The following is a 21361-nucleotide window of genomic DNA, read 5'->3' as shown; positions in this document are numbered from 1 at the left end:
ATTAGCAAAAGAGCGTTTTCATATAAAACGCTCTTTTTATTTTTACAGAGAATTTTTATCTGAACAATTTAGAGCAACCTTTTTTATGAAAAATATCTTATTGGTAGAAGACGATGTTACATTTTCTAACATGTTAAAACATTTTTTAGAACGACACAAATATGTTGTCGAGGTTAGTTATACAATTAAAAATGCCTCTACTCTATTGAAAGAAAATTCATATAATTTGATTTTTACTGATTTACGCCTTCCTGACGGTAATGGTATTGATTTATTAAAGCAAAGTAAAAACACTGATAGCGACATCCCTGTTGTTTTAATGACGAGTTATGCTGAAGTATCAACAGCCGTTCAAGCTATGAAACAAGGTGCTTTTGATTATATTTCTAAACCTTTTAATCCTGATGAAGTTTTAGAAGTAATTAATAATGCTCTGGAAGTTAAAACCGAACAAATTACTGAACCTAAAAAAGAAGATAAAAAAGTTTCTAATTCTCATATCGTTACCGGTATAAGCGCAGCTTCTAAAAGCCTTTATGAACACATCCATTTAGTAGCTCCAACTGACATGTCTGTTCTTATTACAGGTGAAAGTGGCACAGGTAAAGAAGTTGTAGCTAGTACAATTCATACTCAAAGCTTACGTAAAGATAAGCCTTTTATTGCCGTGGATTGCGGAGCTATACCTAAAGAGATTGCCTCAAGTGAATTTTTTGGACATCAAAAAGGATCATTTACAGGAGCTATAAATGATAAAATAGGGCATTTTGAAGCAGCGAATGGAGGTACTCTTTTTTTAGATGAAGTAGGAAACTTAAACTACGAAAGTCAGGTACAACTTTTACGTGCTTTACAAGAAAGAAAGATTAAACCTGTGGGAAGCAGTAAGGAAATTATGGTAGATATTCGTTTAATTACTGCCACTAATGAAGATTTATTATCAGCTGTTGAAAAAGGTAATTTTAGAGAAGATTTATACCATCGTTTAAATGAGTTTTCTATTAAAGTCCCTAATCTAAATGATAGAAAAGACGATTTAATTCTTTATGCCGATTTCTTTTTAGAAAAAGCCAACAAACAACTCAATAAATCAATCGTTGGCTTTTCTCATGAAGTACTAACTTTATTTCAACAATATAACTGGCCAGGGAACTTACGAGAGTTATCTAATGTTATCAAAAGAGCTACACTTTTATCTCAGACAGAAATTATAGAAAAAGAAGTGTTGCCTGAAGAATTAAAAAACACTGAAGATCAATACAGCATCCCTAATGAATTTTCTACCAAGGAAAATGAAAAAAAACTTATTATTAGGGCTTTACATGAGGCTAAAAACAACAAAACTAAAGCTGCAAAGCTTTTAAATATTACTAGAAAGACTTTGTATAATAAACTAAAAGAGCATGAAATAAATTCTTAATTATTCAGCTTATACTGTACCTAAAGAATATAACTTTACGGTAAACTTATTGCCCTCCACTTTTTAAAATTGCATCGTTAATACAGGTAGTATGCCCCATTAAACCAGTTTGTTCATAATGACTAAATACTGCTCTACCATTTACATACAATTCGTAAAAACACCCGCTTTGGTTCGCTTCTATAAAGTATTGAGGCATGCTTTTGTATTGTAAAGGCTGTATGTTGCTGTATAGTTTGTCTATGGGTCTCATTTCTTTTGTTTGCCCACAAGCTGTAAACACCAACAACATACAAAACAAATAAACACTATATAAAAACGCTTTGTTCATTACCTTATAATTTCTAATTTGTTACTTCCTTTTGGTTTGTGTAAATAAATATATCTTGAAATCCTAGTTTTTCTTTTTTTTCCAAGATAAGTGTCATTTATACCGAAAGAAAAAGCAGCTCTTCCTGTTCTTTCTATACTTTTTAAAGCTACAATTCTCCCTTTTCCTCCAAAAATCATTTTATATTTATCTAATGGTACTTTTCTTTTGAATGTAGAGTTAAACATCTGTTTAAAACCTTCAATCCTATCCAATATAGTACTGTTTTTCATGTTATTATATAATTCTGTTTTCAAGATTTCAAGTTCTCTTTTACGAACCATTTCAACCCATGTTTTTTCATTTTGATTGTAAATTATATCTCCAAAATTATTATAAAAAGCTACTACTTCTTTTTCTAACTGTTTTTGATCCATTTTAGTTAAATCTTGCGATTCGCTCCAGCCTGTTACTTCGTAAGGAACTTCTGCATAAAACGTAAAAGTATGTTCGTAATAAGGCAACCCTTCTATTTTAATATCATTCTTGCTTCTAGTACTTGCCTCTGGAATTTTAAATGTTACTACTTTTTCATCGCTGTCTTCTACCTGTGTATCGTATTTTTCTATTTTTACTTCTATTCTTGCATTCTTGGTAAACGTGTCAAACCTTTCTACTTCGGTTTGTCCTAAAGGGTATAGCTTTACAGTAACCTCTTGCATTCCACTTTTTAAAATCGCATCGTTAATACAGGTAGTATGCCCCATTAAACCAACTTGTTTAAAAAGATTAAACACCATTCTTCCATTTACATACAATTCATAAAAACAACCACTTTGGTTCGCTTCTATAAAATATCTATTCATGCTTTTGTATTGTAAAGGCTGTATGTTGCTGTATAGTTTGTCTATGGGTCTCATTTCTTTTGTTTGCCCACAAGCTGTAAGCACCAACAACATACAAAACAAATAAACACTATATAAAAACGCTTTGTGCATTACCTTATAATTTCTAATTTATTGCTTCCTTTTGGTTTGTGTAAATAAATATATCTTGAAATCCTAGTTTTTCTTTTTTTTCCAAGATAAGTATCATTTATACCGAAAGAATAAGCGGATTTTCCTTTGCGTTCAATACTTTTTAAAGCTACAATTCTACCATTCCCTCCAAAAATCATTTCATACTTATCTAAAGGAACTTTTCTTTTAAAACTAGAGTCAAAAATTTGTTTGAAACTTCTAATTCTATCCTTAATACTTTCCTCATTAACATCATTATACGCTTCAGATTTTAAAAACTCTAATTCTCTATTTTTAACTAAGTCTACCCATTTAGCTTCGTCTTGATTGTAAATAACATCTGATAGGTTGTTGTGAAAAGCTACTACTTCTTTTTCTAATTGTTTTTGATCCATTTTAGTTAAATCTTGTGATTCACTCCAGCCAGTAACTTCATAAGGAACTTCTGCATAAAACGTAAAGGTATGCTCATAATAAGGTAACCCTTTTATACGAATGCTATTATTTTTATCTTCTGTATTAGGAATATTAAAAGTAGCTACATGATCATCATAGTTTTCGTATTCTTTACTATTCGGTTTATCCTCCAATGCTTTATCCCATTTAGTTACTTCAATATTTATCTTTGCATTTTTAGTAAAAGTATCAAACCTTTCTACTTCGGTTTGCCCTAAAGGGTATAGCTTTACGGTAACTTCTTGTTTTCCGCTCTTTAAAATAGCATCGTTAATACAAGTAGTATGCCCCATTAAACCAACTTGTTTAAAAAGTTTAAACACCATTCTACCATTTACATACAACTCATAAAAACAGCCTATTTGGTCTGCTTCTATAAAATATTGTGGCATGCTTTTGTGTTGTAGGGGTTGTATATTGCTGTATAGTTTGTCTATCGGTCTCATTTGTTTGGTTTGCCCACAAGCTGTAATTACCAACAACATACAAAACAAATAAACACTATATAAAAACGCTTTGTGCATTACCTTATAATTTCTAATTTATTGCTTCCCTTGGGTTTGTGTAGGTAGACATAATAATAATACCTATATTTAATGAATTCACCATCTTCTTTTGACTCAATTCCAAACGAAAAAGCTGAATTCCCTTTTGATCTGGTACTCTTTAAGCTAACTATTCTACCATCACCTCCAAAGATCATCTCATATGGATCTAGAGGTTCTTTCTTTTTAAACTTAGAATCAAAAATTTCTTTTAGTTCTTCTATTCTTCCTTTTATACTAGAGGCTTTTATATTATTGTAAGCTACTGATTTAAAATACTCTATTTCTCTATTTTTTATTAACTTAGTCCATTTCTCTTCATCTCTTTGATCTACTATATTTGAAAGCTCATTATAGAAAGCTACTACTTCTTTTTCTAATTGTTTTTGATTCATTTTAGTTAAATCTTGCGATTCGCTCCAGCCTGTTACTTCGTAAGGAACTTCTGCATAAAACGTAAAGGTATGTTCATAATAAGGCAACCCTTCTATTTTAATATCATTCTTACTTCTAGTACTTGCCTCTGGAATTTTAAATGTTACTACTTTTTCATCACTGTCTTCTACCTGTATATCGTATTTTTCTATTTTTACTTCTATTCTTGCATTCTTGGTAAACGTGTCAAACCTTTTTACTTCTGTTTGTCCTAAAGGGTATAGCTTTATTGTAACTTCTTGCTCTCCACTTTTTAAAATTGCATCGTTAATACAGGTAGTATGCCCCATTAAACCTACTTGTTTAAAATGCTTAAAAACCAATTTTCCATTTACATACAGCTCATAAAAACAACCACTTTGGTTCGCTTCTATAAAATATCTATTCATGCTTTTGTATTGTAGGGGCTGTATGTTGCTGTATAGTTTGTCTATCGGTCTCATTTCTTTTGTTTGCCCACAAGCCGTAAGCACCAACAACATACAAAACAAATAAACACTATATAAAAACGCTTTGTGCATTACCTTATAATTTCTAATTTGTTGCTTCCTTTGGGTTTGTGTAGGTAGATGTATCTAAAAGCTCTAATTTTTTTTAATTTATCAAATATAGTTCTGTTAACTCCAAAGGAAAAAGCAGACATACCTCTATGTTCAATACTTTTTAACGCTACAATTCTTCCTTTTCCTCCAAAAATCATTTTATATTTATCTAAAGGAAATTTTCTTTTAAAACTAGAATTAAAATCCTCTTTAAACTCCTTAACTCTACTTTTAATAACATACTCATTTACATTGTTATACGCTTCAGATGTTAAAATTTCTAATTCTCTGTTTTTAACTAAGCTTACCCATTTGGCTTCATCTTGATTGTAAATAACATCTGATAGGTTCTTATAAAAAGCTACTATTTCTTTTTCTAACTGTTTTTGATCCATTTTGGTTAAATCTTGCGATTCGCTCCAACCTGTTACTTCGTAAGGAACTTCTGCATAAAACGTAAAAGTATGTTCGTAATAAGGCAACCCTTCTATTTTAATATCATTCTTGCTTCTAGTACTTGCCTCTGGAATTTTAAATGTTACTACTTTTTCATCGCTGTCATCTACCTGTATATCGTATTTTTCTATTTTTACTTCTATTCTTGCATTCTTGGTAAACGTGTCAAACCTTTCTACTTCTGTTTGCCCTAAAGGATATAACTTTACGGTAACTTCTTGCTCTCCACTTTTTAAAATCGCATCGTTAATACAGGTGGTATGCCCCATTAAACCAGTTTGTTCAAAATGTTTAAACACCATTCTTCCATTTACATACAGCTCATAAAAACAGCCTATTTGGTCTGCTTCTATAAAATATTGGGGCATGCTTTTGTATTGTAGGGGTTGTATGTTGCTGTAAAGTTTGTCTATCGGTCTCATTTCTTTTGTTTGCCCACAAGCTGTAAACACCAACAACATACAAAACAAATAAACACTATATAAAAACGCTTTGTGCATTACCTTATAATTTCTAATTTATTGCTTCCTTTTGGTTTGTGTAGGTAGATATAAGCGTAATTTCTAATCTTTCTTTTACGTCCATCATCATAAGTTCTCTCATAACCATAAGAAAAAGCACTGTAGCCATCTTTAGTTAAATTCTTCAAAGCTATAATTTTACCATTTCCTCCAAAAACTATTTTATACTCGTCTAATGGTTCTTTCTTTTTGAACTTAGAATCAAAAACTTGTTTAAATTTCCTTTTCCTATCCTTAATGCTTTTCTCTTTAACATCGCAATATGCTTCAGAAATTAATACTTCTCGTTCTCTGTTTTTAATTAGCTCTACCCATTTAGCTTCATCTTGATTATAAATAACATCAGATAAATTATTATAAAAAGCTACTACTTCTTTTTCTAACTGTTTTTGATTCATTTTAGTTAAATCTTGCGACTCGCTCCAGCCTGTTACTTCATAAGGAACTTCTGCATAAAACGTAAAAGTATGCTCATAATAAGGTAACCCTTTTATACGAATGCTATTATTTTTATCTTCTGTATTAGGAATATTAAACGTAGCTACATGATCATCGTAATTTTCGTATTCTTTACTATTCGGTTTATCCTCCAATGCTTTATCCCATTTAGTTACTTCAATATTTATCTTTGCATTTTTAGTAAAAGTATCAAACCTTTCTACTTCGGTTTGTCCTAAAGGATATAGCTTTACGGTAACCTCTTGTTTTCCGCTCTTTAAAATAGCATCGTTAATACAAGTAGTATGCCCCATTAAACCAGTTTGTTCAAAATGTTCAAACACTAATCTTCCATTTACATACAACTCATAAAAACAGCCTATTTGGTCTGCTTCTATAAAATATTGAGGCATGCTTTTGTGTTGTAGGGGTTGTATGTTGCTGTAAAGTTTGTCTATCGGTCTCATTTCTTTGGTTTGTCCACAAGCTGTAAGCACCAACAACATACAAAACAAATAAACACTATATAAAAACGCTTTGTGCATTACCTTATAATTTCTAATTTATTGCTTCCCTTGGGTTTGTGTAGGTAGACAAAATAATAATACCTGTATTTAATGAATTCACCATCTTCTTTTGACTCAATTCCAAACGAAAAAGCTGAACTCCCTCTCGATTCTTTACTCTTTAAACTAACCATTCTACCATCACCTCCAAAGATTATCTCATATGGGTCTAGAGGTTCTTTCTTTTTAAACTTAGAATCAAAAATTTCTTTTAGTTCTTCTATTCTTTCTTTTGTACTAGATTCTTTTATATCATTATAACTAACTGATTTTACATACTCTACCTCTCTTTTTTTTATTAGTTTGACCCATTTCTCTTCATCTCTTTGATCTACTATATTTGAAAGCTCATTATAGAAAGCCACTACTTCTTTTTCTAATTGTTTTTGATCCATTTTAGTTAAATCTTGTGATTCACTCCAGCCAGTAACTTCGTATGGAACTTCTGCATAAAACGTAAAAGTATGTTCGTAATAAGGCAACCCTTCTATTTTAATATCATTCTTGCTTCTAGTACTTGCCTCTGGAATTTTAAATGTTACTACTTTTTCATCGCTGTCTTCTACCTGTATATCGTATTTTTCTATTTTTACTTCTATTCTTGCATTCTTGGTAAACGTGTCAAACCTTTCTACCTCAGTTTGCCCTAATGGATATAGCTTTACAGTAACTTCCTGTATACCGCTTTTTAAAATAGCATCGTTAATACAGGTAGTATGCCCCATTAAACCAGTTTGTTCATAATGACTAAATACTGCTCTACCATTTACATACAATTCATAAAAACAACCACTTTGGTTCGCTTCTATAAAATATCTATTCATGCTTTTGTATTGTAAAGGCTGTATGTTGCTGTATAGTTTGTCTATGGGTCTCATTTCTTTTGTTTGCCCACAAGCTGTAAGCACCAACAACATACAAAACAAATAAACACTATATAAAAACGCTTTGTGCATTACCTTATAATTTCTAATTTGTCACTTCCTTTTGGTTTGTGTAGGTATATGTAAGAGTAATTTCTTATTTTACTTTTACTCCCATCATCATAAGTTTTCTCATATCCATAAGAAAATGCTCCATAACCTTTTTTTATTATGCTTTTTAACGCTACAATTCTACCATTCCCTCCAAAAATCATTTCATAATCATCTAATGGTTCTTTCTTTTTAAACTTAGAATCAAAAATCTGTTTAAATTTCCTTTTCCTATCCTTAATACTTCCTACATTAACATCATTATATGCCTCTGATGTTAAAAACTCTAATTCTCTTTTTTTAACTAAGCTTACCCATTTAGCTTCGTCTTGATTATAAATAACATCAGATAGGTTGTTATAAAAAGCTACGACTTCTTTTTCTAATTGCTTTTGATTCATTTTAGTTAAATCTTGCGATTCGCTCCAGCCAGTAACTTCGTAAGGAACTTCTGCATAAAACGTAAAAGTATGTTCGTAATAAGGCAACCCTTCTATTTTAATATCATTCTTACTTCTAGTACTTGCCTCTGGAATTTTAAATGTTACTACTTTTTCATCGCTGTCTTCTACCTGTGTATCGTATTTTTCTATTTTTACTTCTATTCTTGCATTCTTGGTAAACGTGTCAAACCTTTCTACTTCGGTTTGTCCTAAAGGGTATAGCTTTACAGTAACTTCTTGCATCCCACTTTTTAAAATAGCATCGTTAATACAGGTGGTATGCCCCATTAAACCAACTTGTTTAAAAAGCTTAAATACCATCCTACCATTTACATACAACTCATAAAAACAACCACTTTGGTTCGCTTCTATAAAATATCTATTCATGCTTTTGTATTGTAAAGGCTGTATGTTGCTGTATAGTTTGTCTATGGGTCTCATTTCTTTTGTTTGCCCACAAGCTGTAAGCACCAACAACATACAAAACAAATAAACACTATATAAAAACGCTTTGTGCATTACCTTATAATTTCTAATTTATTGCTTCCTTTTGGTTTGTGTAGGTAAATATATCTAGAAGATCTAGTTTTTTTTAATTTCCCGTCTCTAATTTTGTTAACTCCAAAAGAAAAAGCAGCTCTACCTGTTCTTTCAATACTTTTTAAAGCTACAATTCTCCCTTTTCCTCCAAAAATCATTTCATAATCATCTAAAGGAACTTTTCTTTTAAAACTAGAATCAAAAATCTGTTTGAAACTTCTAATTCTATCCTTAATACTTTCCTCATTAACATCATTATACGCTTCAGATTTTAAAAATTCTAATTCTCTGTTTTTAACTAAGTCTACCCATTTAGCTTCGTCTTGATTATAAATAACATCTGATAGGTTGTTGTGAAAAGCTACTACTTCTTTTTCTAATTGTTTTTGATCCATTTTAGTTAAATCTTGCGACTCACTCCAACCTGTTACTTCATAAGGAACTTCTGCATAAAACGTAAAGGTATGCTCATAATAAGGTAAACCCTCTATTTTAATATCATTCTTACCTCTTGTACTTGCCTCTGGAATTTTAAATGTTACTACTTTTTCATCGCTGTCTTCTACCTGTACATCGTATTTTTCTATTTTTACTTCTATTCTTGCATTCTTGGTAAACGTGTCAAACCTTTTTACTTTTGTTTGTCCTAAAGGGTATAACTTTACGGTAACTTCTTGTTCTCCACTTTTTAAAATGGCATCGTTAATACAGGTAGTATGTCCCATTAAACCAGTTTGTTCAAAATGTTCAAACACCAATCTTCCATTTACATACAATTCATAAAAACAACCACTTTGGTTAGCTTCTATAAAATATTGAGGCATGCTTTTGTATTGTAAAGGCTGTATATTGCTGTATAGTTTGTCTATGGGTCTCATTTCTGTTACTTGTTTTTTTTCTTTTGTAGTGTTGGTTTGCGCACAAGCAGTAAGTATAACTGCTAACAATGCTGTAATTAAGTGAGTAGTTTTATTTGTTTTCATATTCAAATTGTTTTTTTGATTCAAAGAGTTCAAAAATATAGTTCCTACCTAAAGAGGCATTTGAAGGGTTCAATAAGGTAAAAGGTACTGGTTGGTCATCCTCATTAGAATCAAAAAAGTCATCGTCTTTTCCTATTTTTACTTCTACGTTTTGCTTATACGTTCCTTTCAATCCCCCAAAATATACCACTTTTTCCATATAAGGCCCTCTTCCTTTAGTATAACCTACTTTTTCCACGAGACCGATGCTACTATTCAATTTTAACTCTCCTTCAATACTGGCTTCTACTTCAACAGGCTCAAAAAACCAAAGCGTTTTAAACTCTTTCTTGTATTTTAAACGAGCTTTTGCCTCAATACTTATATTAATAATTCCGTCAGATTTAATTATATCACCCTCACGTAATACCGTATTGTATTCATTTTCTTGCTTCGCTGCATTTTTATTTAAGGTAAATTTCTCAGTATGGGTGTTGTAACTTATATTTATATCATAAACTACCCTACCTTCTGCTTTGGCTATTAATTCAAACTTTCCATTGGTTTTTTCTTCCATCTTTTTTACAAACTCTTTTAAAGGGCTTTTTAAAGAATCGGAATCTATTTTGTATTCAGTATTTAAAGCTAACAAAGGGTCGGCTTTAAAAGTTAAATCAAAAATAGTTGCATACGCTCCCTTTGGTTGCATTTCTTTTCTTAAGGCAGCGTTCATGGTTATTTTAGGGGTTGTTAAAGTAAGGTTGTATTTATCTAAAAACTTATTTACTTTATCTTTTCCTTTGTTAATTCTCTTAGCTACTTTTTGTGCTTTTTTTAATTGTTGTAATCCAGGTGCAAGCTTTCCTCTTGTTAGGTATATCATTAATACATCTATAGCCAAGGTAAGTAATACTACTCTAATTATTTGAAAATGTAAGTAGGCTTTGTAGGGTTGTATTTCGGCATAATTAATGAGTGACCCTACTTGGTTTTCTCCGTCGGGTATATCGTACCTTGCATGAAAACCAAGGTACATATCTGTTTTACTCTCTTTTATAAAATCACGTAGAACTTTTTCTAGCTCTGTTATGGCTGTTTTTGAGTTGTTATTTATAGATAATACGTCAAAAAGAGGTTTTATAAAGTTAAGTGTTTTTTCCAAAGCACTTGCTAAAACAGATATATAAGTGGCGTCTCCTTTTACTAATGGAAGCTCAATGTTATCGTGATATAAAATATCTTTTTTTTCTACATCTAAAGCTAAGTGTGATGCCCAAATTACATCTGGGTGTACGTTAAACCAAATGGTACGTTTGTACCTACAACTATTTACACTTATATAAAACTCAGCTGGGTTTCTATATTGAATCATGTGCATGAAAAGGTACCTCCATAATAATTTACTTTCACTAGAAGCGTCGTAGGGGTATGCTGCTTTAAATTTTAGTATTTGATCTGTTTTATCTATAGTTTTATGGTAGGGTTGTACTCTTGGTAACGATTTTATATCGGTTAGGGCATTCCATATACCATCATCATCTGCAAAGGTGTATTCTTGTATTTCTTTTAAATTAAATACATTTTCCGTATGCTTATCTTCTTCGTTTAGTTCTGGGCAATTGGCTACATCTGCATTTGTTTGTATGGTAACTTCTCTTATATTGTTTTTATTGCCTAATACTAAACTATAAATTGGAGTTGTTCCCCTATCATCTGTTAATAGCGCCCCATCTTTAGATTCTTTTAAAAATGTTTTTGGCTCAAAACCATCGCAAGAAACGGTAAGTTCTGTATAATTACATTCTTGCTCATATAACTGTGTTATTAAGGGTGGTTGCCATACTTTTACAATATTAGGGTTGGTTACATAATCTTTTTCATTTACTGTTGCACTAAAATCGCTTTTGTAATTTACCGTAAGGGTTACTTCACGTTTTATTGTTGGGTAATTATTGGTTATAGCATGTTTAGATACTGGTGTGAAAATAAACACCATTGTGTACTCTTGTAAAGAGTCTTCAGAATCTTTTGCTTCTTTATGATTGGTTTTACCTGCCCAACTTAAATTAACTACATGCTCATCTAAAATTGAAACATTATAATCTAAAGAAGGGTTGTGCTCGTCTTTGGGTATATTTATATCTATTAAAGTGCTATACCCTTTTGTCATAGATTCTTCTCCATAAAACACCTCTTTAGTTAGTTTATAATCTTCACTTAAAACATTATGTAAATGCATGTGTATGTCTAAAACATCGCCATATAGTAGCTCTTGTTCAACTGAGTCGCAATTATCCTTTTTAATAGGGTTGCTACGAACTATTTTTTCTGGCAATGTTCTTCTTTCTACTAAAAGTGACAGTACCTGAGGTTTATCTACCGCTAAAATAAAGGCTCCTTGTTCTTTAAATTCGGGCGTATAATTAATACCTTCTAACCAAATACCTTTACCTAATGTTCTTTGAACATATTTTAAATTACCAAAAAAGACTCCTTCTCTTTTTTCCGTATGGCTTTTGTACGGGTTTGTAGCTAAATATGCTCTTTTAACAAAACCTGTAGTTTTTAGAGTATAAACATGAAAATCAGGATTTAAAACCTCTTCTCCATCTTTATTTAGGATATACCTTTTTCCATATTTAGTTCCTTTATTTAACTCATTTAATAGTACATGTAGTTCTTTTTGATTTTTTGGAGCACTTTTAAAAGTTCTGTATTTTCTAGTTTTAAACTTGTTGTGTGATTGTGCAATCCAGTATACATTTTCTTTTGTTTCTTTTACATTTTTAGCTTTTAAAACTTTTAAATGGAAATTTACTCCTTTATTAAGAGGTATTTCAAAAACTTTTAAATCTCTATATATTCTCTCGGTAACAACATCTTTATCTTGTTCGTCTACAACAATTATTTTTTTAGCCATAATGCAGATTATTTAATTTCTAATAAATCAGTATCATCAGTGTCTTCTATCGCTTGCTTTGGGTTTGCAAGTGGATTCATTTGACTATGCACTGCTGTATTTGTCTGTGCGGCTTGACTTTCTGATGGCGCTCCTACCTGTCCGTGAAAAGTAAACTCTACACATGGTGCTCCTGCAATGGCACAAATAGCTTTACTTTTTTCTGTTAATATTTTTCCTTGGTTACTTAAAGTTACCTTTTCATAAAAGTCTTGCCACTGTGTTACGTTTGGCATACAAGGTAAATAACTACTTCCAGAGGGTTGTAGTTTACACTGTCCAAAAGTTTTTGCTTTAAAGGGTTGCCCTATATCCATAGTAGAACCTACCATTTTTTGAGAACCACTAGACTCGTTTATATAATGTTTATGTGTACTTACTACTGCAAAGGTGTCGGGTGCAAAACCATGTGCACATTTACACATAGCTCCATTGCAAATTACTGCTACATCACTCATAATAATTTTTTTTAAATTTTAAATAGGTTGCTAAACCAATTATCTTTTTTCTGTTTCTTTTGTTTTCCTTCTATAACTTTACCATTTTTATTGCTAAAGCTTATATTATCCTCTTTTCGTTCTTTAAGCTGAACTATACTACAATTTATTTCACTATCTAACTCCTTGTTATAATACATTTCTATACGTAAAGGCGTAAGACTTTGCTTTTCTACTAAATGATGTAGTAGCAAAGTGTTACCTTTTTCATCTGAGCCTTTAAAAGTTACATCGTGTATATTTTCTACTTTTTTAAGTGTTTGCATCCCCACAAAAAAAGCTTCGGATTGATATGGATGTATAGGTATATTTACCTGATAGTTATCTTGTATTGGTTTATATTGATATGCTACTGGTAAACCATAGAAAAATAGTGCATATAAAAAATCACTTTTTAAACGCTCTGTAAATATACTTTCATTACTTACCGATTTTTTAATTTCAGCAAAATAAGCATCTGTTACTTCACCTGTAAATTCTCTTTGAATATTTGGTAGCTGCTCATTAAAACGTTCTTGTATTTCTTTAAAATTAAAGAGCTTATAGTTGAAGCCAAATTTAGAAATATGTAGCTGTAACGGATATATAAGTGCTGCACAACGTAATGCTAAAACATCTAATATTTCTTTTGGTTCTTCCTTATTAAGAAAGAACTGTTTTCTGTTAATATGAACTATGTAGTCTTTTTGATTATAAGCCTGATAAGCAATATCAAATATATAGTTGATAGTAATTTGTTCTTTTAAAAAAGTACAGGTAACACCATAACTATTCTTAACACCATGATTTACATGATCGTACACACCAAAACTCATACTTTGCTATTTAAAAACAATACCTTCTTTCCCTGTTTCATTTACTAGGGTTTTAGATAAACTGTTTATGTTTTTAGCCTTTATAGAAATATCATTTTTAGTAGACAGTATAATTTTCCCTTTGGCTATTTTTATAATAGTATTTTTCTCTTCCATGTTTAAAAAAGGTTGCTTTGTTTTCCGCTACTATTATTAATTTTTTGTTCTGCTTGCTTATTTATGTTGCCACTAGCTAAGAGGTCTATTTCTTTTCCTGCTTCTTGTATTATTTGCTCTGCTTCGTTCTTTATTTCTTCATCTGCTATTTGAATTATATTGGTAGCTTTAAGCTTGTGATTTCCTGAAATATTTTCTCTTTTGTCTTTACCAGTGGTAATATTTAAATTTTCTCTTACCACAATGTCTAAATTTTTAGACATAAAAGTCATGTTTTCATTTGCAGAAATAACTATAGAACTTTCATGCGTATTTAACTGTATCATGTTACTGTTCTTATCGGTAATCGTAATACTCTCTTTGCCCGCTGTATCATTTAACTCTACGATGTGACCGCCACGAGTAACAATACTTTTTATAACGTTGTTTTCATCTCCACCTGCTCCATTTTTACCTGTAAACATACTTCCCATTACAAAGGGACGGTTAGGATCATTATGCTCAAAACCTACCATTACTTGGTCTCCTACTTCTGGTATGAAAACAAAACCTCTATTAGTTTTAGTAAGATCACTGCTCCCTGCATCTGGGGTCATTACACGAATAAAACCTGTTTTTGCTCCAATAGCTTCTTGCCAGTAAAACTGAACTTGTACACGTCCTTTACTTTCTGGGTCTTTATTACTTACTACCTTCGCTACTTGATTATTAGCAACAGCTGGTGCTATGTTTTCGTTTAATGGTAAGCTTTTTGTGTTTGCTGGAATTGCCTCAAAAGTATTAGAATATGCTCCTCCTACATCTGCAAAGTGGCTTATTTGTGTTATAATATATTCTCCATACTGTTTTACAGTATATTTTCCTTCGTCATACTTTGCTGCACTTACTTTAATTACGCTCCCTAAACTTAGTCCTTTTGCTCCTCCACTTGCTTTAAGCACATTACCTCCTGCACTTAACCCTTGTAATCGTTTTTGTAAATACTCATCTAATGATGATTTGTCTTGTAAAAACACATCACTTACACCAAAGTCTTTTACTTCTTTATAAACTTGTTCTGATGCTTTAAGTGCTGTATTTGCTAAATCGTTTAATCCTTCGTTAGTTACTTTTAAATCTCCTTCAAAAAACTGATCATTTAATGAATCGTAACTATAAGTTGCTAAAGTAGGATTATACGTTTTCGTTTTTATTTGTAGCTCTTTTAAGTCTTTACTGTATTCTAGCTCTATTGGTTTTTGACCTTGTGATTCTGGCTTTCCAAAAATAACGTCTACTCCATCAAAATAAAACCATTCATTATACTGATATGCTAATCTTTGTAGGTACTTATAATCGCTCTCTGCGTATTGGCATTGGTAAGGAATTACTGAAGTGTATGCTGGATTAATCTTGTTTTTTATAGCGGTAGTATCCATGATCTCTGAAATAATACTTGCCAAATCTTTTTCTAGCCAAGATTTCTGTTGTTTTCCATTTTCTAGTAAAACTGTTTGAGATAATCCTTTAAGTATTAATTCACCGTGTAAACCTATTTCATTATGGCGCATTGACACATCTAACACAACACCTATAAATGCTTTACCAGAAACATTAGTTGTTAATTGTTTTCCTAACCATTCTTTTGATTTTTCCAAGGTGTAACTTCCTGCTTCTTCTACAGTTTCTATGTCTACCACGACTTCAAAAGTATGGTGCTGGTATAAGAATTGGTTTATTGTAATTGTTTTATAACTCTTTACAAAATTACCATCTATAGTAATTTGTTTATCTAATGCTTCTTCTTTTATCTTATGCATGGGGGTATTTTTTCTTTGTTAGAATAATTTTCAATGCTATTTTTTAAACAAAAAAAGACCTTCCTTTGTAATAAAGAGAAGGTCTTTAATAAATAAATTATATAAAACTAAATGTTATTTAGTCCTTCTCATTAAGCTACTGGCCAACGGTTATCTAAGTTTGCGTTACCAATTAATAATTCTTCAGCTGAGAAAGTAACTGTTAATTTCATTGGAATTTCGTTGTTTACATCTAATTCTTCTTTGAAGTAAACGATGTAAGCGTTTTTAAATTCTACTTCTTTCATTTTTGAATCTTCATCTGTTTTCTTGAAAACAATTTTTCCATCTACAGACTTAAACTGGCTATTTACCATTGCCTCGATAACAGAAGTATCTGATGTTGATTCAATAGTTAAAGTAACTCTTCCTCCGTTTACACTTGAAGATGGCTTACCTTTTGTGTCTGTGTTTCTGTTTAAGCTGTACTCAGCTTCTAATACGTCGAATTCTTTTCCTGCGAATTCGAAACTTGCTCTAAATGATCCCATAGTTTCTTTTTTTTGGGTTTAATAATTAATTTTAAAATACTTTTTAGAGCTTTCTCAATAAAAAAAGAGAAAGCTTTAAACAATATAAAACCTTCTCTTTTTTTATTTTTGGCGCCATTCTATAAGAAGAAAGAAGATAACAAATATTGCCTTATGTGGTGTAAATGTATATTATAGTTTTATTACTGCCAAATTTTTATGTAAATAAATTGTTACTTTTCTTAAAGTATTTTCTCAAGATAACTTAACAATCTTAACTAAACAAAGACTACTACTGATTAAATTGATTTTACGCTCTTTTGATAATCAATTAAAATACTTTTTTATTTCTACTAAAAAGATTTCTAATTCTTTTTCAAAATCTTTCCATGAGGTTTTATTTATCTCTTTACTAACCTCAAATTCTTCTAAAAAAGTTATTAACTTAGTAGCTTTTAATTGCCTAAACATTCCCAACATTTTATGACTAACGTCATTAAACCCTTGTACATCATTATTTTTCACTAACTCTTTTAATAGCAATAAATTCTCTCCGGTATCTTTTAAAAAAGATTTTAATATTTTCTTTATCTCTACTTCGTCATTATTCAAAAATGTTTTCAAGGAAGTAATATCAAAGCTATTTGTTGTTATTTCGTTGTCAATCTTACTAATAACCACATCTTTTTCCTGGGCTTTGAAATCAAAAAATCGCTGTAAAATTTCTTCCAATTTTTTAGCGTGAAATGGTTTTATTATGGCATCTGAAAAACCATTTTTAACATATTCATTCTCCGATAAATTTGCTCTCCCTGTCATTGCTATAATGGGCTGACCTTTGTAAGATTTGTGTTTTTTTAAGGTTTCCATAAAATGAATACCATTCATTTTAGGAAGTTGTATATCTGTAAGCACTAAATCATAGATAATATTATCTATTCTACTTAGTGCCTCTTGCGCATTACTAAAAGAAGTTACCGCTATTCCTAATTCTTCTAAAACATTTTTCAAAAGTATTCTCAAAGAAGCATCATCCTCAACTATTATAGCATTAATATTAAGGCTTTTATTTTGTGGGATTATCCCTTTTTCATTTGATTTTTCTTCAGCAAAAGTAATAGGCACGAACAACGAAAATATACTGCCTTTTCCTAAACTACTTTGTAAAGTTAAAGATCCTCCCAAAAGTTCTGCTAGTCTTCTAGAAATGGTCAAACCTAACCCAAATCCATTTTGCCTATTCTCTTTTTCATGTGCTTGCGTAAATTCTTTAAAAACTTTTTCTTGTTCATCTTTTCCAATTCCAACTCCAGTATCAATCACTCTAATCTCTATATATTTTTTTTCTTTTACGCTTCTTAACTTACTTTTTATTGTTATTGAACCTTCTTTTGTAAACTTACATGCGTTAGTTACTAAATTATATAGTATTTGTTTTATTCTAAAAGGATCACTAACAATTAATGAATTTATATTTTCATCATGATTTACATTTATTGAAATTGGTTTATTTTGAACAAGGCTTTTAGCGCTATTAGCTACTTCCTCTATATTTCTTTTTAAATCAAAAGGAATAGTTTCAATAGTTATTTTACTATTCTCTAATTTAGAAAATTCTAAAAGATCGCCGACAAGCTGCCCCATGTAAACCGATGCATTTTGTATATGCACCACATAATTTTTCTCTTTAGTACTAGTAATTGATTTTTGTAATAACTCGCTAAAACCGGTAATTGTACTTAAAGGAGTTCTTAAATCATGACTTACCATGGATATTAGTTGCTCCCTACTTTTTAAAAGTGAAGAAGTAACTGCATTTGCACTTTCTAATTCTTGCCTATAATGTTGACTCCTCCAAAAATCATTTAATATTATTATTGAAAAAAGTATAATTATTACAAAACCTACTCCAGCTGCTAATAGAATTATGTTTCTACTACGTTCTAACGTTTCTTCATGTTTTTTATGAGCTATGTTAGCATTAACAATAACATCTTTTTCTAGTACATTTAAAACCTCCCGTAATTTTCTTGAAATTATAATATCATTTTCAATTAATTCTCTCTCTTTTATTCTCAAAAACCTACGTTTAATAACTGTTTCTCTCTGCGCTTTTTGAAGTATTTCTTTAGATGCAGAAACTAATGAGTCAATTTTCTTTTGTTCTTCAACATTAACAGGCTTCTCTTCTCCTTCTTCTTCATTATCAAACAGGCGTAAATACTTTTCTAAACTTAATCCTGTTTTCTTATTAAAAACATCTGGATTATCTACAAGATCTTTTACTGAACCTTTGCCTAATAAAGAATCTATAGACCCTAGCTTGTCTATAGCCTCATCTATTGATTTTTCTGAAGCATTCCTTTGGTTTAACCTTCTTAAACTTGTTATGTTTTTTCGTTTTTTATTTAAAACCAGCTTAACACTGTCTAAAATAAATGTTTTAGATACGTCTTTTGCTATGAAGTTAAGTGAGTCAATTTTTTTCAACAATAATTTATTCTCGGTAACATATTCATTATATCGTTTATAAGAATTTAACTGAATGGCGGCTCTCCCTAAATTTTCATTTTCATATATATCAGCAATTAACCCTCCTGTTTGTATAATATTATTCCTATCAGAAACTCCTTGTTTTTGTATCTCTATGTATGTTTTTATTTCAGAAAACAGCAAGATTCCTGAAATAACCGCTAAAACCGCTAGGGTAGCATAACCCACTAAAACCTTAAAAGCTATTTTACGTTTAGATTCTTTCATTAATTAATAATCTTTGGTAAAAATAACGATACTTCGTCTTTCTTGTTTTAAATATATCTGTTAAATTTTGAATTATTAATAGATATTATTTTGCCTAAAGACCTCGTAACAATCAAAGATAGTTTGTATTTTTGATGTTTATAAAATCATGTCAAAATGAGAAAAATTCAAATGGTTGACTTACAAAGTCAATATCAAAAAATAAAAGAGACAGTTGATGCTTCTATTCAAGAAGTTTTAAATTCTTCAGCATATATTAACGGACCATATGTTCATGGATTCCAAGCAGATTTAGAGAATTATTTAGGTGTTAAACATGTGATTCCGTGTGCTAACGGTACTGACGCGTTACAAATAGCTATGATGGGCTTAGGTTTAGAGCCAGGTGACGAGGTGATTACAGCTGATTTTACATTTGCTGCAACTGTTGAGGTTATCGGTTTATTAAAATTAACTCCTGTTTTAGTTGATGTTGAACCTGACACTTTTAATATTGACATTGAAGCTCTAAAAAAGTCAATTACCCCTAAAACAAAAGCTATTGTTCCTGTTCATTTATTCGGACAATGTGCTAATATGGAAGCTATTTTAGAAATTGCTAAAGAACATAACTTATTAGTAATAGAAGATAATGCTCAAGCTATTGGAGCAGATTATACTTTTTCTAACGGAACGAAGAAGAAAGCAGGAACTATTGGAAATGTGGGAACAACATCTTTCTTCCCTTCTAAAAACTTAGGTTGCTATGGTGATGGTGGAGCTATTTTTACCAATGATGATGAATTAGCACATACACTTCGCGGAATGGTTAATCACGGAATGTACAAACGCTACTACCATGATGTAGTTGGAGTAAACTCTCGTTTAGATTCTATTCAAGCGGCTGTATTAAAAGCTAAGTTACCTTTATTAGATAGCTATTGTGATGCCCGCAGAAAAGCTGCTGAATATTATTCAAACGCATTTACTAACAACCCAAATATTATCACACCAACTATTAGCGATTTTACAACGCATGTTTTCCATCAGTATACATTGAGAATTACTAACGGAAAACGTAATGAGTTACACCAACATTTATTAGATAACGGAATTCCAAATGCTATTTATTATCCTGTTCCGTTACATGCTCAAAAAGCATATCAAGATGATAGATATAATGAAGATGACTTCACTGTTACCAATCAATTAATAGATGAAGTTATTTCATTGCCAATGCATACAGAATTAGATGAAGAGCAGCTAGCATTTATCTCTAAAACTGTAAATGATTTTATTCAATAATTTGGATTGAAATCTTATGAATCAAAAAATTAAAACTTTAAAAATTATTCACCTTGCCTTAATTGCTGGAATTACTCTTGCTTTTACATTTTTAGGTAATTTCAAGACCATGTTTGACATGGTGATTGATGACTCATCTTTGTTCTATGCATTTATTCCTGCAATAGCTTATGTTGCTAGTAACTTCATCTTTAAAAACATGTTGAGAAACATTCAAAAAGATGCTAGTAATGAAGAGAAACTTGCTATTTATCAGTCTGCTTCTATAGCTAGATGGGCTATTATTGAAGGTGCTTGTTTTTTGATTTTAATTTTAAAACCTGATTTTTTATTGTTAGGAGTAATCTTATTAATTTATTTAATTCTTTTAGCTCCAAAAAAAGCACAAATATTCCAAACCTTAGATATCAGAAGCTAAGATTTCTTATATAAAAAGACAAAAAATCACTCATTTTTGGTTGTTTTTAATCATTTTTGAGTGATTTTTTATTCATTTTAGCAAAAAACAGCTTTTTCACACCTCTAATTTGTGAATTATTTCTACTACCTATTATCATATTCTTAAAATAATACACTCTAAATTTAATAACACACATTTATTAGTTGATTTTTAATGTTTTAACGATTATTAATTGACATCACGCTTTAAGCCTATTAGCTTTGTACTCTAATTAAATGATACTAGAATAATGAAATTGATTAAAATTAAAAGAGAAACACGTTTGGAAAAACGATTTTCAAGAAAAATGGGTAAACTTCATACTAATGTTACCTACATTAAAAAAATGTTTTTAAATATTATACCTCTGGAAACGGTACACAAATACAGAGAAACCTATTATGGTGAAGTTAAAGATTGTGAAGATTGTGTTTTAGCTAGATAACAATTTTCTTTTTCACAAAACAAAAATCCCGTTCCAAAAGAACGGGATTTTCTATACTATCTGTTTTTACT

The 21361-nt window shown here is 30.6% G+C and carries 20 protein-coding genes; 4 read left to right on the top strand and 16 right to left on the bottom strand.

The window, feature by feature from the left end; all coding sequences use genetic code 11:
* Positions 1 to 85 precede the first annotated feature (85 nt).
* Positions 86 to 1420, top strand: a complete 1335-nt coding sequence (locus tag ACXIHB_RS12590) for a sigma-54-dependent transcriptional regulator (RefSeq protein WP_047790859.1) — start codon at positions 86 to 88, stop codon at positions 1418 to 1420.
* Between the two features lie 46 nt (positions 1421 to 1466).
* On the opposite strand, the gene ACXIHB_RS12585 is transcribed toward ACXIHB_RS12590, so the two are convergent.
* The 16 genes from ACXIHB_RS12585 to ACXIHB_RS12510 all read right to left on the bottom strand — a co-directional run bounded on the left by ACXIHB_RS12585 (position 1467) and on the right by ACXIHB_RS12510 (position 19122).
* The gene (locus tag ACXIHB_RS12585) at positions 1467 to 1751 is read right to left on the bottom strand and encodes a hypothetical protein (RefSeq protein ID WP_462098373.1); all 285 of its coding nucleotides are present in this window, start codon (positions 1749 to 1751) and stop codon (positions 1467 to 1469) included.
* Positions 1751 to 2728 (bottom strand): hypothetical protein, encoded by a 978-nt coding sequence (locus ACXIHB_RS12580; protein WP_462098372.1) that lies wholly within the window; start codon positions 2726 to 2728, stop codon positions 1751 to 1753. Before ACXIHB_RS12580 ends, ACXIHB_RS12585 begins: the two co-directional genes overlap by 1 nt.
* On the bottom strand, positions 2728 to 3729 hold the full coding sequence (locus ACXIHB_RS12575) for a hypothetical protein (RefSeq protein ID WP_462098371.1): 1002 nt from the start codon (positions 3727 to 3729) through the stop codon (positions 2728 to 2730). Before ACXIHB_RS12575 ends, ACXIHB_RS12580 begins: the two co-directional genes overlap by 1 nt.
* A complete protein-coding gene (locus ACXIHB_RS12570) occupies positions 3729 to 4574 on the bottom strand; it encodes a hypothetical protein (protein WP_462098370.1) in 846 nt (281 codons plus the stop codon). Before ACXIHB_RS12570 ends, ACXIHB_RS12575 begins: the two co-directional genes overlap by 1 nt.
* Before the next feature lie 131 nt (positions 4575 to 4705).
* Positions 4706 to 5683, bottom strand: coding sequence for a hypothetical protein (locus ACXIHB_RS12565; RefSeq protein WP_462098369.1), 978 nt, complete (start codon positions 5681 to 5683; stop codon positions 4706 to 4708).
* A complete protein-coding gene (locus tag ACXIHB_RS12560; protein ID WP_462098368.1) occupies positions 5683 to 6687 on the bottom strand; it encodes a hypothetical protein in 1005 nt (334 codons plus the stop codon). The genes ACXIHB_RS12565 and ACXIHB_RS12560 overlap by 1 nt, the downstream gene beginning before the upstream one ends.
* Positions 6687 to 7664, bottom strand: a complete 978-nt coding sequence (locus ACXIHB_RS12555; RefSeq protein WP_462098367.1) for a hypothetical protein — start codon at positions 7662 to 7664, stop codon at positions 6687 to 6689. The genes ACXIHB_RS12560 and ACXIHB_RS12555 overlap by 1 nt, the downstream gene beginning before the upstream one ends.
* Complete coding sequence (locus tag ACXIHB_RS12550; protein ID WP_462098366.1) at positions 7664 to 8644, bottom strand: hypothetical protein; 981 nt, start codon at positions 8642 to 8644, stop codon at positions 7664 to 7666. Before ACXIHB_RS12550 ends, ACXIHB_RS12555 begins: the two co-directional genes overlap by 1 nt.
* Positions 8644 to 9648 (bottom strand): hypothetical protein, encoded by a 1005-nt coding sequence (locus ACXIHB_RS12545; RefSeq protein WP_462098365.1) that lies wholly within the window; start codon positions 9646 to 9648, stop codon positions 8644 to 8646. Before ACXIHB_RS12545 ends, ACXIHB_RS12550 begins: the two co-directional genes overlap by 1 nt.
* On the bottom strand, positions 9635 to 12547 hold the full coding sequence (locus tag ACXIHB_RS12540; RefSeq protein ID WP_462098364.1) for a hypothetical protein: 2913 nt from the start codon (positions 12545 to 12547) through the stop codon (positions 9635 to 9637). The genes ACXIHB_RS12545 and ACXIHB_RS12540 overlap by 14 nt, the downstream gene beginning before the upstream one ends.
* An 8-nt stretch (positions 12548 to 12555) precedes the next feature.
* Positions 12556 to 13044 (bottom strand): DUF4280 domain-containing protein, encoded by a 489-nt coding sequence (locus ACXIHB_RS12535; RefSeq protein ID WP_253057287.1) that lies wholly within the window; start codon positions 13042 to 13044, stop codon positions 12556 to 12558.
* 11 nt (positions 13045 to 13055) lie between these two features.
* Complete coding sequence (locus ACXIHB_RS12530) at positions 13056 to 13898, bottom strand: hypothetical protein (RefSeq protein ID WP_253057289.1); 843 nt, start codon at positions 13896 to 13898, stop codon at positions 13056 to 13058.
* A gap of 6 nt (positions 13899 to 13904) precedes the next feature.
* Positions 13905 to 14054, bottom strand: coding sequence for a hypothetical protein (locus ACXIHB_RS12525; protein ID WP_173361212.1), 150 nt, complete (start codon positions 14052 to 14054; stop codon positions 13905 to 13907).
* A gap of 2 nt (positions 14055 to 14056) precedes the next feature.
* Positions 14057 to 15853, bottom strand: a complete 1797-nt coding sequence (locus ACXIHB_RS12520; protein WP_462098363.1) for a type VI secretion system Vgr family protein — start codon at positions 15851 to 15853, stop codon at positions 14057 to 14059.
* 131 nt (positions 15854 to 15984) lie between these two features.
* Positions 15985 to 16383 (bottom strand): type VI secretion system tube protein TssD, encoded by a 399-nt coding sequence (gene tssD, locus ACXIHB_RS12515; protein ID WP_073184365.1) that lies wholly within the window; start codon positions 16381 to 16383, stop codon positions 15985 to 15987.
* Between the two features lie 306 nt (positions 16384 to 16689).
* Positions 16690 to 19122 carry an ATP-binding protein gene (locus tag ACXIHB_RS12510; RefSeq protein WP_253055366.1) on the bottom strand — a complete coding sequence of 811 codons (2433 nt, stop codon included), beginning with the start codon at positions 19120 to 19122 and terminating at the stop codon, positions 16690 to 16692.
* 156 nt (positions 19123 to 19278) lie between these two features.
* Between ACXIHB_RS12510 and ACXIHB_RS12505 the strand changes: the two genes are divergently transcribed.
* From ACXIHB_RS12505 to ACXIHB_RS12495, 3 genes are all read left to right on the top strand, one after another.
* A complete protein-coding gene (locus ACXIHB_RS12505) occupies positions 19279 to 20406 on the top strand; it encodes a DegT/DnrJ/EryC1/StrS family aminotransferase (RefSeq protein WP_462098362.1) in 1128 nt (375 codons plus the stop codon).
* Between the two features lie 16 nt (positions 20407 to 20422).
* The gene (locus ACXIHB_RS12500; protein WP_159615093.1) at positions 20423 to 20824 is read left to right on the top strand and encodes an MFS transporter; all 402 of its coding nucleotides are present in this window, start codon (positions 20423 to 20425) and stop codon (positions 20822 to 20824) included.
* Positions 20825 to 21095: 271 nt separating this feature from the next.
* Positions 21096 to 21290: a hypothetical protein gene (locus tag ACXIHB_RS12495; RefSeq protein WP_073184218.1), complete on the top strand. Its 195-nt coding sequence runs from the start codon at positions 21096 to 21098 to the stop codon at positions 21288 to 21290.
* Positions 21291 to 21361 lie beyond the last annotated feature (71 nt).

The organism is Tenacibaculum sp. IMCC1, assembly GCF_054906355.1.
The sequence above is the reverse complement of the archived record's forward strand: the minus strand, read 5'-3'. Positions and strand labels throughout refer to the sequence as shown.

Bases quoted from the DNA above. Each gene is read 5' to 3' on its own strand.
- ACXIHB_RS12570 (WP_462098370.1), bottom strand. From the start codon at position 4,574: ATGAATAGATATTTTATAGAAGCGAACCAAAGTGGTTGTTTTTATGAG.
- ACXIHB_RS12520 (WP_462098363.1), bottom strand. From the start codon at position 15,853: ATGCATAAGATAAAAGAAGAAGCATTAGATAAACAAATTACTATAGAT.
- ACXIHB_RS12540 (WP_462098364.1), bottom strand. From the start codon at position 12,547: ATGGCTAAAAAAATAATTGTTGTAGACGAACAAGATAAAGATGTTGTT.
- ACXIHB_RS12525 (WP_173361212.1), bottom strand. From the start codon at position 14,054: ATGGAAGAGAAAAATACTATTATAAAAATAGCCAAAGGGAAAATTATA.
- ACXIHB_RS12500 (WP_159615093.1), top strand. From the start codon at position 20,423: ATGAATCAAAAAATTAAAACTTTAAAAATTATTCACCTTGCCTTAATT.
- ACXIHB_RS12510 (WP_253055366.1), bottom strand. From the start codon at position 19,122: ATGAAAGAATCTAAACGTAAAATAGCTTTTAAGGTTTTAGTGGGTTAT.
- ACXIHB_RS12585 (WP_462098373.1), bottom strand. From the start codon at position 1,751: ATGAACAAAGCGTTTTTATATAGTGTTTATTTGTTTTGTATGTTGTTG.
- ACXIHB_RS12495 (WP_073184218.1), top strand. From the start codon at position 21,096: ATGAAATTGATTAAAATTAAAAGAGAAACACGTTTGGAAAAACGATTT.
- ACXIHB_RS12530 (WP_253057289.1), bottom strand. From the start codon at position 13,898: ATGAGTTTTGGTGTGTACGATCATGTAAATCATGGTGTTAAGAATAGT.
- ACXIHB_RS12565 (WP_462098369.1), bottom strand. From the start codon at position 5,683: ATGCACAAAGCGTTTTTATATAGTGTTTATTTGTTTTGTATGTTGTTG.
- ACXIHB_RS12590 (WP_047790859.1), top strand. From the start codon at position 86: ATGAAAAATATCTTATTGGTAGAAGACGATGTTACATTTTCTAACATG.
- ACXIHB_RS12555 (WP_462098367.1), bottom strand. From the start codon at position 7,664: ATGCACAAAGCGTTTTTATATAGTGTTTATTTGTTTTGTATGTTGTTG.
- ACXIHB_RS12550 (WP_462098366.1), bottom strand. From the start codon at position 8,644: ATGCACAAAGCGTTTTTATATAGTGTTTATTTGTTTTGTATGTTGTTG.
- ACXIHB_RS12560 (WP_462098368.1), bottom strand. From the start codon at position 6,687: ATGCACAAAGCGTTTTTATATAGTGTTTATTTGTTTTGTATGTTGTTG.
- ACXIHB_RS12545 (WP_462098365.1), bottom strand. From the start codon at position 9,648: ATGAAAACAAATAAAACTACTCACTTAATTACAGCATTGTTAGCAGTT.
- tssD (WP_073184365.1), bottom strand. From the start codon at position 16,383: ATGGGATCATTTAGAGCAAGTTTCGAATTCGCAGGAAAAGAATTCGAC.
- ACXIHB_RS12575 (WP_462098371.1), bottom strand. From the start codon at position 3,729: ATGCACAAAGCGTTTTTATATAGTGTTTATTTGTTTTGTATGTTGTTG.
- ACXIHB_RS12505 (WP_462098362.1), top strand. From the start codon at position 19,279: ATGAGAAAAATTCAAATGGTTGACTTACAAAGTCAATATCAAAAAATA.
- ACXIHB_RS12580 (WP_462098372.1), bottom strand. From the start codon at position 2,728: ATGCACAAAGCGTTTTTATATAGTGTTTATTTGTTTTGTATGTTGTTG.
- ACXIHB_RS12535 (WP_253057287.1), bottom strand. From the start codon at position 13,044: ATGAGTGATGTAGCAGTAATTTGCAATGGAGCTATGTGTAAATGTGCA.